Source organism: Arthrobacter sp. KN11-1C (assembly GCF_052180225.1).
In the GTDB taxonomy this organism is placed as follows: domain Bacteria; phylum Actinomycetota; class Actinomycetes; order Actinomycetales; family Micrococcaceae; genus Arthrobacter.
The window spans coordinates 3,230,492-3,250,907 of the sequence record NZ_CP197467.1 but is presented as its reverse complement, the minus strand read 5'-3'; the positions used below and the strand labels follow the sequence as shown (position 1 = coordinate 3,250,907).

The 20,416-nt window shown below is 65.8% G+C and carries 14 protein-coding genes and 1 tRNA gene; 10 read left to right on the top strand and 5 right to left on the bottom strand.

Translation table 11 applies throughout. The features are described from left to right. Window positions 1–38 precede the first annotated feature (38 nt). On the top strand, window positions 39–1,031 hold the full coding sequence (locus ACSBOX_RS15180) for a stage II sporulation protein M (RefSeq protein ID WP_442543190.1): 993 nt from the start codon (window positions 39–41) through the stop codon (window positions 1,029–1,031). A gap of 146 nt (window positions 1,032–1,177) precedes the next feature. Continuing rightward, window positions 1,178–2,293, top strand: a complete 1,116-nt coding sequence (locus tag ACSBOX_RS15175) for a TIGR01906 family membrane protein (RefSeq protein WP_442543189.1) — start codon at window positions 1,178–1,180, stop codon at window positions 2,291–2,293. 94 nt (window positions 2,294–2,387) lie between these two features. Here the strand turns inward: ACSBOX_RS15175 and ACSBOX_RS15170 are convergent, their stop codons facing one another. Then, window positions 2,388–4,034: a dolichyl-phosphate-mannose--protein mannosyltransferase gene (locus tag ACSBOX_RS15170; protein WP_442543188.1), complete on the bottom strand. Its 1,647-nt coding sequence runs from the start codon at window positions 4,032–4,034 to the stop codon at window positions 2,388–2,390. Between the two features lie 113 nt (window positions 4,035–4,147). Between ACSBOX_RS15170 and rsmI the strand changes: the two genes are divergently transcribed. Beyond that, a complete protein-coding gene (gene rsmI, locus ACSBOX_RS15165; RefSeq protein WP_442546040.1) occupies window positions 4,148–5,026 on the top strand; it encodes a 16S rRNA (cytidine(1402)-2'-O)-methyltransferase in 879 nt (292 codons plus the stop codon). A gap of 187 nt (window positions 5,027–5,213) precedes the next feature. Beyond that, window positions 5,214–6,695, top strand: a complete 1,482-nt coding sequence (locus ACSBOX_RS15160; protein WP_442543187.1) for an NAD-dependent succinate-semialdehyde dehydrogenase — start codon at window positions 5,214–5,216, stop codon at window positions 6,693–6,695. Window positions 6,696–6,918: 223 nt separating this feature from the next. Here ACSBOX_RS15160 and ACSBOX_RS15155 read toward each other — a convergent pair whose 3' ends face one another. The 3 genes from ACSBOX_RS15155 to ACSBOX_RS15145 form a co-directional block, all read right to left on the bottom strand. Beyond that, a complete protein-coding gene (locus ACSBOX_RS15155) occupies window positions 6,919–9,354 on the bottom strand; it encodes a transglutaminase TgpA family protein (RefSeq protein WP_442543186.1) in 2,436 nt (811 codons plus the stop codon). A gap of 134 nt (window positions 9,355–9,488) precedes the next feature. Further along, window positions 9,489–10,910, bottom strand: coding sequence for a DUF58 domain-containing protein (locus ACSBOX_RS15150; RefSeq protein WP_442543185.1), 1,422 nt, complete (start codon window positions 10,908–10,910; stop codon window positions 9,489–9,491). Between the two features lie 22 nt (window positions 10,911–10,932). After that, window positions 10,933–12,009 (bottom strand): AAA family ATPase, encoded by a 1,077-nt coding sequence (locus tag ACSBOX_RS15145; RefSeq protein ID WP_442543184.1) that lies wholly within the window; start codon window positions 12,007–12,009, stop codon window positions 10,933–10,935. Between the two features lie 186 nt (window positions 12,010–12,195). Here ACSBOX_RS15145 and ACSBOX_RS15140 point away from each other — a divergent pair, with 186 nt between their 5' ends. The 5 genes from ACSBOX_RS15140 to ACSBOX_RS15120 all read left to right on the top strand — a co-directional run bounded on the left by ACSBOX_RS15140 (window position 12,196) and on the right by ACSBOX_RS15120 (window position 18,332). Further along, on the top strand, window positions 12,196–13,080 hold the full coding sequence (locus ACSBOX_RS15140) for a TatD family hydrolase (RefSeq protein ID WP_442543183.1): 885 nt from the start codon (window positions 12,196–12,198) through the stop codon (window positions 13,078–13,080). 265 nt (window positions 13,081–13,345) lie between these two features. After that, on the top strand, window positions 13,346–14,497 hold the full coding sequence (locus tag ACSBOX_RS15135; protein ID WP_442543182.1) for a transglycosylase family protein: 1,152 nt from the start codon (window positions 13,346–13,348) through the stop codon (window positions 14,495–14,497). A 104-nt stretch (window positions 14,498–14,601) separates the two neighbouring features. Further along, a complete protein-coding gene (rsmA, locus tag ACSBOX_RS15130; protein WP_078105904.1) occupies window positions 14,602–15,483 on the top strand; it encodes a 16S rRNA (adenine(1518)-N(6)/adenine(1519)-N(6))-dimethyltransferase RsmA in 882 nt (293 codons plus the stop codon). Continuing rightward, window positions 15,480–16,457, top strand: a complete 978-nt coding sequence (locus ACSBOX_RS15125) for a 4-(cytidine 5'-diphospho)-2-C-methyl-D-erythritol kinase (protein WP_442543181.1) — start codon at window positions 15,480–15,482, stop codon at window positions 16,455–16,457. The genes rsmA and ACSBOX_RS15125 overlap by 4 nt, the downstream gene beginning before the upstream one ends. Before the next feature lie 39 nt (window positions 16,458–16,496). Continuing rightward, on the top strand, window positions 16,497–18,332 hold the full coding sequence (locus ACSBOX_RS15120) for an ABC-F family ATP-binding cassette domain-containing protein (protein ID WP_442543180.1): 1,836 nt from the start codon (window positions 16,497–16,499) through the stop codon (window positions 18,330–18,332). A gap of 1,086 nt (window positions 18,333–19,418) precedes the next feature. Here the strand turns inward: ACSBOX_RS15120 and ACSBOX_RS15115 are convergent. Further along, window positions 19,419–20,018, bottom strand: a complete 600-nt coding sequence (locus ACSBOX_RS15115) for a TetR/AcrR family transcriptional regulator (RefSeq protein WP_442546039.1) — start codon at window positions 20,016–20,018, stop codon at window positions 19,419–19,421. A gap of 273 nt (window positions 20,019–20,291) precedes the next feature. Between ACSBOX_RS15115 and ACSBOX_RS15110 the strand changes: the two genes are divergently transcribed. Further along, a tRNA-Gln gene (locus ACSBOX_RS15110) sits at window positions 20,292–20,363 on the top strand. Window positions 20,364–20,416 lie beyond the last annotated feature (53 nt).

Here is a 20,416-nt window from a genome sequence, read left to right as displayed (position 1 = left end):
TGCGGGACTGTTTGGGAAGGTGGGATTAGGGTGGAGCCGTGGACATGGATGCCTTCTCTGTCGTGAACGGGACCAAATGGTCCCGTCTGCATGAGCTCGCGCACAAACGGCGCCTCGACGGCGGCGAAGCCGACGAACTCCTGCGTTTGTACCAAGTGGTGTCGTCGCACTTGTCCCTCATTCGATCCGTGGCGCCGGAAAGCGCACTCTCGGCGTCCTTGTCGGCGGCCCTCGCCCAGGCCCGGACCCGCTTCACAGGCGCGAGATCGAACTTCATGGAAGACCTCGCCCGCTTTTTCGTGGTCTCGCTGCCGGCCGCGTTCTACCGCCTCCGGTGGCTCACGGTCGGGTGCGGGACGTTCTTCTGCCTTGTAGCCGCGGCCTACACGCTCTGGATCGGAACGTCCCCGGACGCTTTGCGGGCCCTGGGAAGCAGCGATGCCGTGAAGCAATACGTCGACCATGACTTTGTCGGCTACTACTCCGAGAACCCTGCTGCGTCCTTCGCCGGCGCCGTCTGGACGAACAATGCATGGATCGGCGCGCAGGCCGTGGCCCTGGGCATCACCGGATTCTGGGTGCCCTACACACTGTTCGCAAATGCACAGGGGCTGGGGATCGCTGCGGGCGTGTTTGCCGCCACCGGCAAGATGGACGTGTTTTTCAGCTACATCCTGCCGCATGGCCTCATGGAACTGACCGCCGTGTTCATCGCCTCCGCGGCCGGGCTCCGCATCTTCTGGGCCATGGTTGCCCCGGGCCCGCGGCGCAGGATGCTGGCCGTGGCGGAAGAAGGGCGCTCCCTGATCACGGTGGCCCTTGGCTTGGTGCTTGTCCTGTTCGTTTCCGGACTCGTCGAGGCCTTTGTGACGCCCAGCCCGCTTCCGGTGTGGGCCAAGATCCTGATCGGTTCGCTCGTTCTCGCGGCATACTGGGTCTATGCCTTGGTTCTGGGCGGACGGGCGTTCCGTGCCGGCGCCACAGGCGACCTGGACCCAAACGACGCCGGCTACCGGGAGATAGCCGCCTGACGGCGCCCGGGGCCGGCCGCAATCCGACGTCCGCCGGGGTGGCTCATCGTCTCTCCGCGAGGGCTGACGGTAGGCTCAAAGGCAGAGAAGATTGCCAGCGGACCGTTCCTGCTCCGGCATGTGAATCCTACGGAAGTGAAATCCAAGTGACCGAGAAGAGCCCGATCCCCAACGACCCGGACGCGGATATCCACGACGGCGGCGATGAGCCGGCCTTCGAATGGATGAAGCCCGCCCCCAAGTCCACGGCCGCTGACGCGCGCCCGGCAGGTGCTGCTGACGCAGCCCGGGACTCTTCGAAGCGGGCGCCCAAGGAAAGAAACGCGGTAGCCGAGCCCGTGGCAGGACAACAGCCGGAGAGCCGGGCAGACCGCAAGGCCGCAGAGGCTGCGGAGGCCGGGCCGGAACCGGCCCTCTTCGCAGAGCCGCTGCCGACGTCGGCCCTTCAGGTCCGCCCCCCGGAAGCCGAGGTGGAACGCCGGAACCACGAGCGGGAGCAGGCTGCCAACGCCAAGCCGCTGGCGCCGCGCATTTTCCAGGTCCTGCTGGCTGTCTTCTACCCGGTGGTCCTCCTGATACTGGCAATCCGGGCCGTGGCGAGCCCGCTGTTCCTGTGGGTGGAGTATTACCGGCCGGGATTCCCCGGCGACGGCTACGGCTTCAACGCCGATGACCGCATGACCTATGGTTCCTATGCCGTGGACTACCTGACCAACTGGTCCGGGCCACGATATTTGGGCGAGCTCGTCAACCAGAACGGCGAGAAGCTGTTCAAAGAGGGCGAAGTTTCCCACATGGCCGACGTCAAGACCGTGATTCTCTCCGCATTCGGTGCCGGCGCCCTCATGATCATCATCGGCATCATCGCCATGATCTATCTGCGCAAGCGGAGCACCGGCGGGATCCGCCGCGGACTGTTTGCCGGTTCGATCGTCACCTTGGTGCTCATCATCGGACTGGGCACGCTCGCGGCCCTGGGCTGGCAGCAGTTCTTCACGGACTTCCACCACATCTTCTTCGCCAACGGCACCTGGACCTTTGCGCTCGATGACACCTTGATCCGCTTGTTCCCGGGGCAGTACTGGATGGACTCCGGAATCGCGATCGGCGCTTTGGTCTTCCTCACGGCCCTGCTGACCCTCATCTTCACCTGGCCTACCCGCCGTCGTCGCGGACTTTCTCCCAAGAACGAAGCCGCTGCGGAAGACGCCGCGAACACCGACACCGAGGCTCCCGTGGAAGCCGGCGTGCCGGAGAAGTAGCACTTCGCCAACAACGAAAGAAGCGGCCCGACCGGGAATTTCCAATCCCGGGCGGGCCGCTTCTTTGTGTGCCGCGAACTTCCGGGCAGCCCCCTTAGATCCAGGAAGGCATCCACATGCGCATGTGCCAGTCCTGGTAGCTGATCACTTCCGCCGTCCAGACCGGATAGAAGAACGCCGACAACAGCACGGCAAGGACAACCACAAGGCCCACCAGGTACAGGCCGGAGCGGCGGCGCCACGGAGGAGCGTCACTCCTGCCCAGCACCAGGCCCAACCCATAGACGAGGGCCAGGACCAGGAAAGGCTCGAAGGAGAGCGCATAGAAGTAGAACATGGTGCGCTCCGGGTACATGAACCAGGGCAGGTACCCCGCGGCAACGCCCGCCAGGATGGCCCCGGCCCGCCAGTCGCGGCGTCCCGCCCACCAGAACAGGACCACAAAGAGCGCGATCGTGGCACCCCACCAGACCACGGGGTTGCCGACCGACAGAATCGCCGAAGTGCAGTTGGGTAGGTCGCAACCGGGAGTTCCCGGCTTGGGGGACTCGTAGTAGAACGACGTGGGCCGCCCCATGACGAGCCAGGTCCACGGACTGGCCGAATACGGGTGCGGCGAGCTGAGGCCCTGGTGGAAGTTGTAGGCCTGCAGATGGTAGTAGGCAAGGGAACGCAACGGCCCCGGAATCCAGCCCCAGGTGGCGGAGGGATTCGTGTCCGCCCAGTGCCGGTAATAGGCATCCTTGGAGAGGAACCAACCGGTCCACGTCGACAAATACACGGCACCGGCCACCGGGATCATGGTGAGGAACGCCGGAATGCCGTCCTTGATGATCCCGGCGCTGGGCCAGCTCCGGATGCCCGCGATGCGGCGCGCGCTCATGTCCCAGAAGACGGTCATCAGGCCGAAACCGGCAACGAAGAACAGCGCCGACCACTTGGTGCCGACCGCCAGGCCGAGGCAGACACCGGCCGCGAGCCGCCACCACCGGAATCCGAGCCACGGGCCCGAGGCGAGGTGCAACGCCGTCGGCCGTCCGTCCTTGGAGGCGCCTGCCAACGCGGCAAGCCGTGCCGCCAGGCGGCGGCGGCCGTCGTCGCGATCCATCAGCAAGGCACCAAAGGCGGCGAGCAGCCAAAACATCAGGAAGATGTCCAGCAGGGACGTCCGCGACATGACCAGGTGGTGGCCGTCGACGGCGAGCAGCAGCCCCGCGACCGCGCCCAGGATGTGGGAACGGAACAGCTTCAAGGCGATCAAGGCGATCAGGAAGATGGAGAGGGTGCCCGTCAGGGCAGCGGAGAACCGCCAGCCGAAGGAATTGTCCGAACCGAAGAGCCACATTCCGAACGCGATCATCCACTTCCCCACCGGGGGATGCACCACGTATTCGGGGGAGTTGAGCAGGACGTTGGGGTTGCCCGCATTGAAGGCATCGTTGGCCTTGTCCGGCCAGCTGCGCTCGTATCCGCTGACCAGGAGCGAATAGGCATCCTTCACGTAGTAGGTCTCGTCGAAGACGAGGCTATGCGGATCATCGAGGCGGACGAAACGCAGGATCCCGCCGATCACGGCCGTGATCGTGGGGATCAGCCAGAACCACAGCCTCAACGACGGGGGATAGTCCCGCCAGCTTTGGATGCTGCCAATGAGCCGCGTCCGCAGGGCCTCGGCTGTAAAGGCGTCCTCTGGCCGGGTCAACCAGGTTTGCGGGGCGGGGCGCACGGAGGTATCGGTCACTCAGCCCATGCTACCTTTCGGCTCCGGTAGCTCACTGAAAGCCGCAGCCGGGGCATTAGGCTTGTTGGGTGACTGAACAGCTGAGCTCCCCGGATGAAACCACCGTTCCCGACCTGGCGGAGCCCCTCGAGGAGCAGGCTCTTCCCGCGCTGCCGGACGGCGTAGGGCGGATCGTGCTGGCTGCCACTCCCATCGGCAACGTCGGCGATGCCTCCAGCCGGCTCATCGAGTTGTTGCAGACGGCCGACATCGTCGCCGCGGAAGACACCCGGCGCCTGCACCGGCTGGTCCAGTCGCTCGGCATCACCGTGTCCGGCCGCGTCATCAGCTACCACGAGCACAACGAGGCCGCCAAGACCGAGGAACTGCTGGACCACGTGCGGGCCGGCAAGACCATCATCATGGTGAGCGACGCCGGCATGCCCGCGGTGTCCGATCCCGGCTTCCGCCTCGTTGAGGGAGCCGTGGCGGCCGGGCTCTTCGTCACCGCCTTCCCGGGCCCGTCCGCCGTCTTGACGGCGCTGGCGCTCTCGGGGCTGCCCACGGACCGTTTCTGTTTCGAAGGATTCCTTCCCCGCAAAGCCGGAGAACGCAGCTCCCGGCTAGCGGACCTCGCCGACGAACGCCGGACGATGGTGTTCTTCGAGGCACCGCACCGGCTTGAGCCCATGCTCCGCGCCCTGCACGAGCGGTTCGGCTCTGACCGCCGCATCGCCGTCTGCCGTGAATTGACGAAAACCTACGAGGAAGTCATCAGGGGAACCGTCCGGGAATTGCTGGAGTGGGCGGAGAACAACGAGGTCCGCGGCGAGATCGCCGTCGTCGTGGCCGGCGCCCCCGAACAGGCGCCGGGCAAGCCTGAAGACCATGTTGCCGCGGTCAATGAACTCATTGCACAAGGCATCAGGCTCAAGGAAGCCGTGGCGGCGGTGGCCGAGGAGGCCCGCATCAGCAAGCGCGAGCTCTACTCTGCCGTGCTCGCGGCGCGGTAGGGTCGTTCTCGCGGCGCGGTAGCTTTCACCTCAACAGGGGCTGTGCAATTGCACAAACTCTTGCTCCCGCGGCAGTGCGCGAAGGCGTAGACACTGCTTCGCGGCGGGCAGTACCGTGACAGTAATTCCACAATAATCAAGTGTTGGTGCATCCCTACAAGCTGCGCTGACTGACGAAGGAGTCACTGTGACTGTTACCGCCGATCGCGAAAGCGAACTTCTCGCATCCGTTCCCACGGGGCTGCTCATCAACGGCCAGTGGCTGCCCGCGGCATCCGGCAAGACGTTCGACGTCGAGGATCCCTCCACCGGCAAGGTGCTCGTGAGCATTTCCGACGCCGGAGTGGAAGACGGCGCCGCGGCGATGGACGCTGCCGCAGCCGCCCAGGTCTCCTGGGCCCGTACGGCTCCCCGCGAGCGTGGCGAAATCCTGCGCCGCGCGTTCGAGCTGGTCACGGCACGCGCAGAAGACTTCGCGCTGCTCATGACCCTGGAAATGGGCAAGCCCCTGGCCGAAGCCCGCGGGGAAGTAGCCTATGGTGCCGAGTTCCTGCGCTGGTTCTCCGAGGAAGCCGTCCGCGTCAGCGGCCGCTACTCCGCGGCTCCGGACGGCAAGAACCGCATCCTGGTCCAGAAGAAGCCTGTTGGTCCCTGCCTGCTGATCACCCCGTGGAACTTCCCGCTGGCCATGGCTACCCGCAAGATCGCCCCCGCGGTGGCTGCCGGCTGCACCATGGTGCTCAAGCCCGCCAACCTGACCCCGTTGACCAGCTTGCTCTTCGCACAGGTCATGCAGGAAGCCGGCCTCCCCGCAGGCGTGCTCAACGTCATCCAGACCTCCACGGCAGGCGCAGTCACCGGGCCCCTGATCAAGGACGACCGCCTGCGCAAGATCTCCTTCACGGGTTCCACCGCCGTCGGGCAGTCCCTCATGCGCGAAGCCGCGGACAAGGTCCTGCGCAGTTCCATGGAACTCGGCGGCAACGCCCCGTTCGTGGTCTTCGAGGACGCTGACCTGGACAAGGCCGTCGAAGGCGCCGTCGCGGCCAAGATGCGCAACATGGGCGAGGCTTGCACCGCAGCCAACCGCTTCATTGTGCACGACTCCATCGCTGATGCCTTCGCCGACAAGTTCGCCGCCAAGATCTCGGCACTGAACACCGCGCGCGGCACCGAGCCGGACTCCACGGTGGGCCCGTTGATCGATGGCAAGGCCCGCAACGGCGTGCATGCCCTCGTGTCCGACGCCGTCGCCAACGGCGCGATCGCCGTGACCGGCGGCGCCCCGGTGGACGGCCCGGGCTACTTCTACCAGCCCACCGTGCTCAAGAACGTGTCCGCTGACGCCCGCATCCTGAAGGAAGAGATCTTCGGACCTGTTGCCCCGATCATCACGTTCAAGAGCGAAGACGAGGCAATCAACCTGGCCAACAACACCGAATACGGGCTGGTCGCCTATGTCTACACCAAGGACCTGAACCGTGGACTGCGCGTCAGCGAAAGGATCGAGACCGGCATGCTCGGCCTCAACGCCGGCGTCATCTCCAACGCCGCAGCACCGTTCGGCGGCGTGAAGCAGTCCGGGCTGGGCCGTGAAGGCGGATTCGAAGGCATCGAGGAATACCTGACCACGCAGTACGTCGGCATCGCGGATCCCTACGCCGACTAGTAGGACTTCGGCAGACCTCTCGCAACGGGGAACTGTCGTTGAGTGAAAGGCAGGGCACTGGAACCATTGGGTTCCGGTGCCCTGCCTTTGCCGTTCCAAGCCCAACTAGCTAGCAGTAGGTGTCGTTTTCGGGGCCCATAACGACACCTAATGCGTGGGCCCACGCCGCCAGGGTTCCCTGGCCGAGCTTGCGAGGCGAGGGTGGCGGTGGGGACTAGTTGGGTCAGCGGCGCCAGCGGATCGCTTCGAACAGTCCCTGAAGCGATGCTGCCGCCCGGCGTGCCGCGGCCGCGGAAATGCCACCCAGCCAGCGGAAGGGCGACCAGAGGAGCTGGAACCACCTGGACATCAAGGACGGCGGGAACCAGTCCGCGCGGAAGACGGCGATCCATGAGGCGTTGCGGCGGAACGCGGCACGGACAGCCGCGATCCGGGCCGCGGCCGAGTCCGCTTGCTCCGCAGCCGCAGCCGCAATCGCTGGGATTCCCGCCGGAGGACCGTAGCGCTGCCGTTCGAAGTCGCCCGTGAGGGACGCAAGCGCGCGCTGCCCGGCGTCGTCGGAAGCGCCCGACGGCGACGCTGCCGCCACCGGCGCTCCGAGTGCTGCCGAGGTGCCCAATCGGGCCGCGAAATGCCGCGGCGTTTCGCTGGGCACCGGCGGTACACCGTAATCCGTAGCGAGGTCCTGGAGCTCAGCCCATGCCAGGACCGGGCCATCCCGGGGCGGCGCAACGCCGGCCGCGCGGGCCGAACCGGGCTGTTGTGCCCGCACGGGCCTCAAGCGCCGCGCCCGGATACCGGAGCGGACCAACCGCGGGGAGGCCACCAACACCGCCAAAAGGAGCGCGGTGGCGGTGACGTAAAGAGCGGTTCCCGAGCCCGTGGCCGTGCCCGCTCCGACCCCCGGACCCGCAAGCGGAGGCACAGCAGCTGTGCTCGGCGCGGGAGTCGAGGAACCCGGCACCAGGTTCTCGTCGTGCAGGTTGGTGCTCGGGCCGCCCGCCGCGACAGGCTCGCTGGCATAGGCCGGGACCACTCCACGGGACGGCGTTGGCTCGAAGGCGACCCAGCCGACTCCTTCGAAGTAGAGCTCAGGCCAGGCGTGGGCGTCACGGGAATCCACCTGGAACTCCGGCAGGGGCTCCTGTCCAGCCACGGCAACCGTGGCGCCTGTGGAGTGGCCCGGCGCGTAGCCCACGGCGATGCGGCTGGGGATTCCCTCCAGCCTCGCCATGACCGCCATCGCGGAGGCGAAGTGCACGCAGTAGCCGCTCTTCTGCTGCAGGAAGTCCGCCAGCACGGACATCCCGTTGCCGTCATAACCGCCTTGCACCGGAGCCTGCAGTGAGTAGGTGAACTGGGATGAGCGCAGGTAGTCCTGGATCGCCATCGCCTTCGCATAATTGCCGTTGGCGCCGGCCGTCACCGTCTTGGCGGTGTTCTTCACGATGTCCGGAACATTGCTTGGCAGCTGGATGAAATCCTGCGAGATGGAAGTGGGCTTGGAGTTGTCCTGGCTCAACGTTGCCGGCGTCAGGGCCGGCAGCGCGGAATACACCGTGTACTGCTGGTTCCTCGTCGTGCCGTCCTCGCCACGGATGCTGAGCGTCTCAGGATCCCACGACCAGCGTCCGCTCAGGCCGTCGACGGCTGTCGGGGCATAGGGGACCGGGAGATACGGGCTGGTGAACTGCCCCGTATCGACCACCGTCACTTGGCGCACCAGCTCGGAGGGGAGCGGGTAGTCCGGCGCCATCCGTCCCGGTCCTATGCGCCGGGAGGCCTCGCGGTCGTCCGGTGCCCAGGTATCGCCGTCGAACTTGTCAATGGTGACGGAGCGCAGGTACACCGGGGCCGTGGAACTCGTGGCATAGGTGATGCTGCCGTCGCCGGTGGGATCACGCAGGCTGTTGCCGAGCGTAATCATGGGATTCAGGCCATTGGAGACGCCCCAGGGGTTCAGCCGCGAACCCACGGGAAACGTCCCGCGCTCGAAGCCCGGAACCGCCAACGGCAACAGCAACCCCAGGACCAGCGCCACGCCGCCGATCACCATGGACCGCTTGAGCTGCCCCGTGCCGTGGGCGGTGTCGTTCTGCAGCCGTGAGTCCGGTGCGAACCACTGGCTGCAACCCAGGATCAGAATGAAGCCGACGGCGGCGGCGAGGAATCCTCCCAGCCCGACGCTTTGCGGCTTGATGGTCGCCGGGAAAACGAGGACAACCAGCAGGCCCAAGCCGCTTGTCGCAGGCATGCCGAGCGGGACAGCCAGGGCATCGATCAGGACGGTCGCCAAACCCAGGCCCGCGCAGGCGACGAACACTATTCCGGCGTTCGGGGAGACCGGTGCTGTCTCCGACACCACGGTTTCGCCGGCCCGTTTCAGGAACTGGCCCAGTGTGTCCAGGGTGGCGCCGGAGGGAATGAAGCCCGCGATGCTTTCCGGCCTGAAGAACGTGAAGTCGAGGATGAAGACCAACGCGATCAAGCCGCCCACAGTGGTGAGCACCGGGTGGACCCTCAGGGCACGGAGGACAGCCAGGGTCAATCCGACGATGAACACTGTGGTGATCGCGGGAACCAGCCACACCCAGCCCCTGAAGACCCCATTGAGCGAGAGTGACGCTCCGAGGACGGCGACGGCGATGGCCGCGGACATCGCCCAAGGGTAGGCTCCCGGCCCTGCCTTTCGCGGGCGGAGCCACCTTCCCGGGCCGCGCGACGGGGTGTCGCCTGCCGTTGCCGGGGCCGGGAGCGGGGAACGTCCCGGAGCGCCGTTCCTGGAGGTAGTGGTCATCGCGGCACCGCCGCGCCGCGGCGGACGTCCATCGCTGCCGCAGCGGCGGCGACGATCTCTCCTTGGTCGAAACCGGCCCATGCAGCGGGAAGGTCTGTCCTCGAGCTCACGGCGACGGCCCGCCAGCCGCCCAGTTTCAAGGCTTCGATGACCGGCTGGACATGGTGCGGGTGGTCGGTCACCACGAGGGCAAAAGCGTTGGCCCCGTAGCCTGCGGCCGGCGCCAATGCGCGGGCCTCGGAGAGCGGCATGTTGCCGAGCAGCGCGAGGACGGGACCACGCAGTCGGTGCGCCGCGAGCTTGTCCATCAGATGGTCGTCGAAGGGCGCCTCGGCACCATCGACGACGCCGGCGGCCTCTTTGCGGCCGCGCTCGCCGTGGACATGGCGCGGGCCGCTGAGCTGGATGGCGGCCAGGCTTTCGGCGATGGACTGCAGGCCTCCCAGACCACTGAATTCCTCGGTTTCGGGATACGGTGCGGAACGGGATACGCGGAACGCGGGGTGTCCTGCAGCATCGAGGAAACGCAGCGAATAGTTGCGATCGGCGAGGTGGGCGCTGATGGACATCGCTGCCGTCACCACCCATTCGAAGTTCTCGCTGCTCACCAGTTCAAAAGAGTCCTCGTGGGCAGGACCGAACACCGCTGCCGAGCCGGACACGAAAGCGGAATAGCGCTGGTCCAGGATGATGGTCGCCTCGGGCGTGGTGACGGATTCCTCCTGCCGCACCATGAGTTCGCCGTGCCGCGCCGTCGCGGCCCAGTGGACTCGCCGCATGGGGTCTCCGTGCCGGTATTCGCGGGTCATCACGTCGTCGTCGCTGGGATTGGCCCGGATCCGGGTGGCCGTCACGCCGTCGTTTCCGCGTGCGCCGGCCAGCCCGGTGGCGGGGAGTTCGACGGCGGCGGGCGTCACGGTGAGGATGTCGCCGTCGTCGATCTCGTGGCGGTGCAGAGACAAGCCGAAGGGATCGCAGAACTCGGCCGTCACCGGGCCGATCCTGAACTGGCCGCGCTTGCCGGAGCGCAAATGGTATTCGTAGCGGCTGGTGCCGCCGGACGCGGCCCGGGCAGGAAAGCGGAAGGCCGGAGGTTCGCCGAAACGTGGCGGCAATTGCTCCTCCATGATCACCGGCCCGGCGGCAGCGCCGGTTCGTGCCACGGCCAACCGCACCGTGGCAGTGGAGGAAGTCTCCACGGACGAGGGATGGAATTCGCGGAACACCTGGAAGCGCGGCTTGAGGATACGGACGCCGGCAAGCGATACCAGCGGCAGCACCAACAGCAGGATCCCCAAGGCCAGCAGATCGCGCCTGCCCATGAGCTGGGCCAGCAGCAAGGAACCGATGCCGCTGGCAAGCAAGCCCCAGCCACGGTTCGTGAACAGATGCTTCGGAAGTAGATCGATCAGCGCCATGCCTGCCCCCTTCTTCGCTGCCCTAGGCGCCGCGGCGTTCCGCGCCAGCGTCTTGGCTGACGGGGAGGGAGGCCAGGATGGCCCGGATGATGCTTTGCGGAGTGTCGCCGGAACTCGCGGCCTTGCGGTCCAGGATGATGCGGTGCGCCAGGACGGACTCGGCGACGGAAATGACGTCATCTGGAAGGACGAAATCCCTTCCGTCCAGGGCTGCGGTCGCTTTGGCCGCCCGCAGGAGTTGCAACAGCGAGCGGGGGCTGGCTCCGAGGCGAAGCCGGGCGCTGTCCCGGGTGGCCCGGCCCAAGGCAACCGTATATTCCTTGACGGATTGGGAGACGTAGACCTGCTGCACCGTGGCGATCATCGCAGCGACGTCGGCGGACGTGACCACCGGGGTGACTTTGGCGAGGGGCGAGACCGCCTGGTGGGTCTCGAGCATCTCGATTTCGGAGAGCTTGTCCGGGTAGCCCATCGAGATGCGGGCCATGAAACGGTCCCGCTGCGCCTCCGGAAGCGGATACGTGCCTTCCATCTCGATGGGGTTCTGCGTCGCGACAACCATGAACGGCTCGCCCAGCTGGTACGAATGGCCGTCAACCGTCACTTGATGTTCCTCCATGCATTCAAGGAGGGCGGACTGCGTCTTGGCGGAGGCGCGATTGATTTCGTCTCCGATCACGATGTTGGCGAACACCGCGCCCATCCGGAACTCGAACTGGCGCGAGGACTGGTTGTAGATCGAGACCCCCGTGACGTCCGAGGGAAGCAGGTCCGGGGTGAACTGGATACGGCTGACCCTGCAATCGATGGTGCGGGCGAGGGTCTTGGCGAGCAGCGTCTTGCCGACACCCGGCACGTCTTCCACCAGCAGGTGGCCTTGGGCGAGGAGCACGGTGAGGGCAAGTTTGGCGGCCTCGGCTTTGCCGTCGATGACTTTGTTGATGGCCGCCAGGATCTTCTCACTGGCAGCGTGGAATTGCTCAGGATCCATGACCGTCGGCTTGTGCCCGTTGAAGGACTCACGCTCAGGCGGCAAGGCAACCACGGCCTCGTCCCGTACCAACTGTTCATCAACGGTGCCGTGTCGCTTTGAGTCCATGGACTATCCCCTCAGCCATGACGGCACCCCGGCCGGGCGGCGGTGCCCTGGCCGGGATATACCGCCTTTGTACCAGACTACCCAGCCAAGGCCCGCCGCAGACAGAGGCAGCTTCCGCAGGAACGGGTAGGGAAGGGGTGCAGCAGCGTTCAGGAAGGCGTCAGCAGGGAAAGATAGGGTGGATTCATGTGCAATTCCCTCCCACCGGCTTCCTACCGCGCGCCGGACACCGGCGATTCCCGCAAGGAATACCCTCCTGCGCCCGAGCCTCTGCCGGTCCCCGTGATGGACAACCACACGCACCTCGATTTCCGGCACGGTTTGATCGACGTCGCGGTGGCGGATGCGCTGGACGCGGCCGAAGCCGTGGGCGTCCAAGGTGCGGTGCAGGTGGGTTGCGACCTGGAGTCGTCGCGGTTCACGGTCCAGGCGCTCGACGCCGACCGGCGGCTCCTCGGAGCTGTCGCCATCCACCCCAACGATGCCCCTGTGTACGCGGGCCGCGGAGAGCTGGAATCGGCGCTCGCGGAAATCGAAGAGCTGGCTGTCCACCCGAGGGTCCGCGCGATCGGCGAAACCGGGCTTGATTTCTTCCGCACCCACGGCGACGGCCTGGTGCACCAGCGCCAGTCCTTCCGCCGCCACATCGATATCGCGAAGCGGCTGGACCTCACCCTCCAGATCCACGACCGTGACGCCCATGACGACGTCGTCCAGGTCCTGCGGGAGGAAGGGGCACCTGAGCGGGTGGTATTCCATTGCTTCTCGGGCGATGAAGAACTGGCACGGATTTGTAATATGAACGGCTGGTACATGTCCTTTGCGGGCACCATGACGTTCAAGAATGCGGCGAACCTGAGGGACGCGTTGGCCATTGCGGATCCGGAACTGCTGCTCGTCGAAACCGATTCCCCGTTCCTTACGCCGCACCCTTACCGGGGCCGCCCGAACGCAAGCTACATGGTTCCGTACACGGTTCGGTCCATGGCTGAAGTGACGGGAACCGAGCTTTCCGCGCTGTGCTCGCAACTGGCCGAAAACACCGTGGCGGCATACGGATCCTGGGACTGAGCAAAAGTCGCATTACATACCCGGTATGTAAAAATCTTGGTCACTTTATAACGCTTCGGTTACAGTGGGTAACCAGTAGCCGGGGTCGGGGAAGGCCTTCGGACAACTTACTCCGTTCGCAATTGGTGTTTTCAGTTGAATCGAGTGTGGCGGCGCCCAGCTCCGCTGCAGTCCTCCAGCATGCTTCTGCCTGCTTCGGGACCGCGGCAGGAGGCCCCTGTGCGCTTTTCCCCGTGCCCGGATGGTCCAAAAGTTACGGGCAAACATGGTCAAGTTCTTCACCACGGGCGGCAAGTTCAGTTTCGTCAAGGTCGGTGCGCAGCTGCTGGTTCTTTCGGCACTGGTACTGGGAGTGGTTGCCTTTACGGGCAACAACAAATCAGTCACCCTCAACGTCGACGGCAAAGTGAGTTCCGTCCAGACCTTCGGCAATACCGTTGACCAGGTGGTCAAGGCAGCCAAGGTCGACCTGAAGGCCGAAGACCGGGTTTCCCCGGCTTTGAACACCTCGGTGCAGAACGGCTCTATCATCAACGTCAACCTGGCCAAGGCCGTCACCGTCAGCCTCGATGGCGCCCAACGGACGGTCAACACCACGGCCCCCAACGTCGAAGGCCTCGTCTCCGAGCTCGGCGTCGCGAGCGCCTCGGCTGTTTCGCAGCCCAAGGACACGCAGTTGGCCGTCTCAGGATCGTACGTTTCGATCCTGACCCCCAAGACGATCAGCCTGATCGTTGACGGCCAGAGCTCTTCGAAGACCACGACGGCGCCCGACGTGGGCACCGTGCTCAGCGATGCCGGCGTCTCGCTCGGCGCGAACGACCGGGTTTCGCAGCCGAACTCGGCCCCCGTTGTTCCCAACATGGTGATCAAGGTTTCCCGGGTGGACACGAGCAAGACCGCCACCGAGACCGAGAACGTCCCCTTCGACACGGTCACCACCCAGGACGCCACCCAGTTCAGCGACCAGAAGACGGTAACCCAGGAAGGTGTCCTCGGGCTCCTCAGCAAGACATTCAAACTCGTCCTGGTGGATGGCCGCGAGGCTTCCAGGACCCTGGTCTCATCTGACGTCACCGTCCAGCCCGTCCCTGCGAAGGTGACGGTCGGAACCAAGGCGCGCCCCCAGCCTACCCCCGCCGCCGCTGTTGCCTCCGGACCCACCGGGGCGCCGAACGAGGCAATGTGGGACAAGGTCGCACAGTGTGAGTCCGGTGGGAACTGGGCCATCAACACCGGCAACGGTTACTACGGTGGCCTGCAGTTCGACATCCAGACCTGGGTCGGCAACGGTGGTGGCGCCTACGCTCCGAACGCCGCCGCCGCCAGCAAGGCCCAGCAGATCGACATTGCCAACCGCGTCTACGCGCAGCGCGGCCTGTCGCCGTGGGGCTGCGGATGGGCAGCTTCCAGCTAAGCACGTGAAATTGGCCAGGTCCGGAATCTCCGGGCCTGGCCTTTCGCGTCGTCGATAAGGCGGGCGGGCGCCCCCGCCAGTCGCTCAGACGATACGATACCTAGGTGACTGAACCGAATTCCGAACACGCCGCCGTCGCACCCCTTCTGGGAGCTGCTGACATCCGACGGCTCGCCGAGGAGATCGGTGTCCGCCCAACCAAAACCCTGGGGCAGAACTTCGTCATCGACGGAAACACGATCCGCAGGATTGTCTCTGCCGCCGGTATTGACCCCGAGGAAACCGTGCTGGAGGTCGGGCCGGGGCTCGGTTCGTTGACGCTCGGCTTGCTCGACGCCGCGAAAACAGTCGTCGCTGTCGAAATCGATCCCGTACTGGCCGGCAAGCTGCCGGAAACGGTGCGCACCTGGCGCCCGCAGGCAGCGGACGATTTCCACCTGGTTCTCTCCGACGCCATGAAGGTCACCGAACTTCCAGTGCAGCCCACCGCCCTCGTGGCCAACCTGCCGTACAACGTCGCAGTTCCCGTGGTCCTGCACCTGCTCCAACACTTCCCGAGCCTGCAACACGGGCTGGTCATGGTCCAGGACGAGGTGGCGGACCGGCTGGCCGCGGGTCCGGGCTCCAAGATCTACGGGGTCCCCTCCGTCAAGGCCGCCTGGTACGGCCACATGCGCAAGGCCGGCGTGATCGGCATGAATGTCTTCTGGCCGGCCCCGAAGATCCACTCCGGGCTCGTGTCCTTCACCCGCGGCGCGCCACCGGAAACCCACGCCACGCGCGAACAGGTCTTCGCGGTCATCGACGCCGCATTTGCCCAACGCCGCAAGACGCTCCGCGCGGCCCTCGCGACGTGGGCCGGAAGCGCCGCGGAAGCCGAACGCTTCATCGTGGCTGCCGGCGTTGATCCGACTGCCCGCGGTGAAGTGCTCGATATCAACGCGTTTGTCCGAATTGCCGAGGCACGCCACCCGCTGGACGCATGAATCCGGCAATCAGCGGTGCCAACCGCGGGCGCTTCGTCGCACGGACCGTCCGCGTCCGGGCACCCGGCAAGGTGAACGTTTCCCTCAACGTCGGCCCCTTGCGGCCCGACGGCTACCACTCGGTGGCCAGCGTGTATCTCGCGGTGTCCCTCTACGAGGAAGTAGCCGCCACCAGCACGGAGGGGCCAGGGATCACCGTCAGCATCGGGCCCGCCAGCACCTTGGACCTCGACGGCGTCGACATCCCGCTCGACGAGCGGAACCTGGCCTACAAGGCCGCCGCCATCATGAGGGATGTTTCGGAGAACGCCACGGGCGTGCACTTGGAAATCACCAAGCGGGTTCCCGTTGCCGGTGGAATGGGCGGCGGCTCGGCCGATGCCGCGGCGACCCTCCTGGCCTGCGACGCGCTGTGGAACAGTGGTTTGTCACGCGAAGAACTGGCCCACCTTGCCGCCGAGTTGGGCGCGGACGTGCCGTTCTCGTTGCTGGGAGGGACCGCCGTCGGGCTTGGCGTCGGCGACGAACTCTCACCGGCCCTCGCGAAAGCCCAGATGGACTGGGTCCTGGTCTGCGCCGACTACGGACTCTCCACGCCCGAGGTGTTCCACACCCTGGACCGGCTCCGGAACACCGAGGGACTCGACATCCCCGAACCGCTCGAGGTCGATGCCAAGATCCTGCAAGCGCTCCGCAACGGAGATCCGGACGCCCTGAGCAAAGTCCTCATCAACGACCTCCAGCGCGCCTCGATCGAGCTGGCCCCGCAATTACGGAACACCATCGGGGCAGGGGAGTCGAACGGCGCCCTCGCCGGGATTGTTTCCGGTTCCGGCCCCACCGTGGCCTTGCTCGCCCACAACCCCCGGGCGGCCGAGGGGCTCGCCGAGGACCTTCGGCACCTTGGCCACAATGCCCTTGCCGTGCACGGCCCGGTTCCCGGTGCCCGGATCATCTCCGATACCCTCCTATGACACGTCGCTCTGACTGTTCACACCAGAAAGTAGTACCCAGTGGCCCACCTGCTCGGCGGTGAAAACCTCACCGTTTCGTTCGCAACCCGCACCATCCTCGACGGCGTAACCCTTGGTTTGGAGGACGGCGACAGGATCGGCATGGTCGGGCGCAACGGTGACGGCAAATCGACGCTGATGCGCTTGCTGGCATTGCGCTCGACGCCGGACTCCGGCCGCGTGACCAAACGCGGCGACGTCAACGTCGGCTACCTCGACCAGTCCGACGTGCTCGACGGCGACCTCACAGTCGGCGCCGCGATCGTCGGCGACCAGGCCGACCACGAATGGGCCGCGAACCCCAAGATCCGGGAGATCATGGGCGGACTTGTGGCCGACGTCGATTGGCACGCCAACGTGCATGCCCTCTCCGGGGGCCAAAAGCGCAGGGTCGCCCTGGCCAAGCTGCTCATCGAGGACCACGACGTGATCATGCTCGACGAGCCCACCAACCACCTCGACGTCGAAGGCGTCGCCTGGCTTTCCCGGCACTTGAAGACCCGCTGGCGTGCCAACCAGGGTGCGTTCCTCGTGGTGACCCACGACCGTTGGTTCCTGGACGAAGTCTGCAACCGGACCTGGGAAGTGCACGACGCCATGGTGGACCCGTTCGACGGCGGCTACGCAGCCTACGTGTTGGCGCGCGCCGAGCGCGACCGCTCCGCGTCCGTCGTCGAAAGCAAACGGCAGCAGCTCGTCAAGAAGGAACTGGCGTGGCTGCGCCGGGGCGCCCCGGCGCGCACCTCGAAGCCCAAGTTCCGCATCGAAGCCGCCAACGAGCTGATCGCCGATGTTCCCGATCCGCGCGACTCGGTGGCCCTCAGCAAGATGGCAACCGCCCGGCTCGGCAAGGACGTGCTGGATCTTGAAGGCGTCTCCCTGGACTTCAAGGGCGACGACGCCGGCCGGAAGCTCTTCGACGACGTCACCTTGCGCCTGGCGCCAGGACAGCGGCTCGGACTGGTGGGCGTCAACGGCGCCGGGAAGTCCACCCTCCTGAGGCTCCTCAACGGCGAGATCGCGCCGAGTTCCGGAAAGGTCAAGCGCGGCAAGACCGTTGTCACGGCGGTGCTCAGCCAGGACGTCAAGGAGCTCGACGACGTCTCAGACCTTCGCGTGATCGAAGTCATCGAACGGGAGAAGCGCTCCTTCAGCGTCGGGGGCAAGGAGTTCACGGCCGGCCAGCTCGTGGAGCAACTCGGGTTCACGAAGGAAAAGCAGTGGACGCCCGTCACCGACCTTTCCGGTGGTGAACGGCGCCGCCTCCAGCTCTTGCGCCTCTTGGTGGGCGAACCGAACGTCCTGATGCTCGACGAACCCACCAACGACCTCGATACCGACACCCTCGCCGCCGTCGAAGACGTCCTAGACGGCTGGCCCGGCACCCTCGTAGTTGTCAGCCACGACCGCTACCTGCTGGAACGTGTCACGGATTCCCAAATGGCTCTCCTGGGCGACGGCAAACTCCGCGGACTTCCCGGTGGCGTGGACCAGTACCTGGAACTGCGCGAAGCCGCCCTCGCGAGCGGCGCGGTGACCGGCGGAGCGTCGAGCGGGAGTGCCAGGCCGACGGCGGCAAGCGGCTCGAGTGCCGCCGTTTCCGGGCCGAGCGAAGCGGAGAAGCGTGAAGCCCGCAAGGACCTGAACAGGATCGACCGACAGCTGGGCAAGATCGCACAGCAAGAAGAGAAGCTCCACGTCCAGATGGCGGCGAAGTCCCAATCCGGCGACTTCGACGCCCTCGGCGAACTGAACGCCAAGCTGCAGGAGCTCCTCGAGGAAAAAGAAGGCCTCGAGCTCGAATGGCTCGAGGCGGCGGAGATCCTGGGGGAGTAGGTGCTGTGGGCGGGCGCCTTCAGCCGTCACCCTGGCCCCGGGTACCTTGGGTGCCGGAGCCGGCCCTTCCGCGTCGCTTAGACACAACGCAAGAGGGCCCGCTCGCTCGCTGAGCGAGCTCCCCGGCCCGTTGCGTTGCGATGCGCTCCTTTCGGAAGAACCGCCTCCGGCGGGGGTAAGTCACCTCGCGGGGGCGGACTGCCGGCGTCGTCCGCCTGCGGTGGGATGGGGAACCGGGCGATTCCCGACACCCGAATGTGGTGGCGACTCAGAAAACGGAATTCGATACGCGGATTCCCGTGTCGGCAGGGATTTTGTGTGTCGACGGGACGCATCGGCGTCGAAAGTCCGGGCCTGGGTCGAAACCAGTTGCTTGGTGAATCGTGGGCGATTCCCGACACCCGAATGTTCTGTCGACTCAGAAAGAGGACTTCGATGCGCGGATTCCGGTGTCGATAGGGATTTTGCGTGTCGGCGGGGCACATGTGGGTCGAAAGTACGGGCCCGGGTCGACAGCAGTTGCTCAATGAATCGTGGGTGCTTCGCGACACCCGAATGTTCTGTCGACTCAGAAAGAGGACTTCGATGCGCGGATTCCGGTGTCGATAGGGATTTTGTGTGTCGACGGGATGCATCGGCGTCGTAAGTCCGGGCCCGGGTCGAAAGCAGGTACTTGGTGAATCGTTGGCGCTTCGCGACACCCGAATGTGCTGACGACTCAGAAAGAGGAATTCGATGCGCGGATTCCCGTGTCGGCAGGGATTTTGCGTGTCGACGGGCCGCATCGGCGTCGGAACTGTGAACATCGGGGCGAATCCCAAACGGAACTTTGGCAGGAGCGGCGCTGCGGGCCTTCGGGTAGGAGCGCATCGCGGCGCATCGGGGTTTGGAGGTCGCTCAGCGACCGGAAGACCCCTTATGCGCTGTGTCTAAGCGACGGCGAAGGGCCGTTGCTCCGCGAAGGTGACGACGAGCGACGGCGAAGGGCCGTTGCGCCGCGGAAGTGACCACGGAAACTCGCGGAGGCGACCACGGACAACCGCGAAGGGTGACCGAGGCACAGCAAGCGAAAGTCGCCCGGACGCCCTAGCCCTCGCTCCGGAGTTCCGGCTCCTTTTGCAGGCCCGTCAGGCCGTTCCATGCCAGGTTGACCAGGTGGGCGGCTACTGCGCGCTTGTCGGGCTCGCGGTGATCGAGCCACCACTGGCCGGTCATGGCCACCATGCCCACCAGCATCTGGGCATACATGGCGCCGTCGGACGTGCTGAATCCGCGCCGGGAGAATTCGTCGGCGAGCAGGTCTTCCACGCGGTCGGCCACGTGGGAGAGCAAAGTGGAGAGGGCGCCTTCGGGCTGGGAGGGCGGGGCGTCCCGCATGAGGATCCGGAAGCCGTCGCTGCGCTCTTCGATGTAGCCGAGCAAGGCGAGGGCCGCCTGTTCGACGAGCACGCGTGGTTTGGCTTCGGCGGCGAGGGACTCGTTGATGGCGTCGAGGAGGATCCGGAATTCGAACTCCACGACTTGCGTGTAGAGGCCTTCCTTCGAGCCGAAGTGTTCGTAGATCATCGGCTTGGACACTCCTGCGGCGGCCGCGATTTCGTCGATGGTCGTGGCGTCCAGGCCTCGGGCGGCGAAGAGGCGCCGGCCTATGTCGATGAGCTGGGAGCGACGCTGGGAACCCGTCATCCGGGCACGGGCAACCTGGCCCGCGGGCGGGTGGTTGATCACCCTGGAACCCGCAGCCTGCCGGGGAAGTCCTGTGCTGTTGCTCACGCATCCATCATGCCTTATGTCAAGCGCGAAGCGGCCTCGAGGGAGCTGCCAATAGTGCTGAAAAGGACTCGGGGATGCGCCAAGTCGCGAACACCGCAATGGTCATGGCAAACTAGATTCTTGTGTGTGCGACCCGGTCAACGGGAACCCCGCGGATCCTGCGTCCGCAAGGGGACGTGCGCGCGGTCCGCTCTGGTGTAATGGCAGCACCCCGGCCTTTGGAGCCGTGGAGTATAGGTTCGAATCCTATGGGCGGAACTTGTCGGTGGTCTGCCGGCACCGCCTCTGAAGGCACTGCCTCTCCCGAAGCT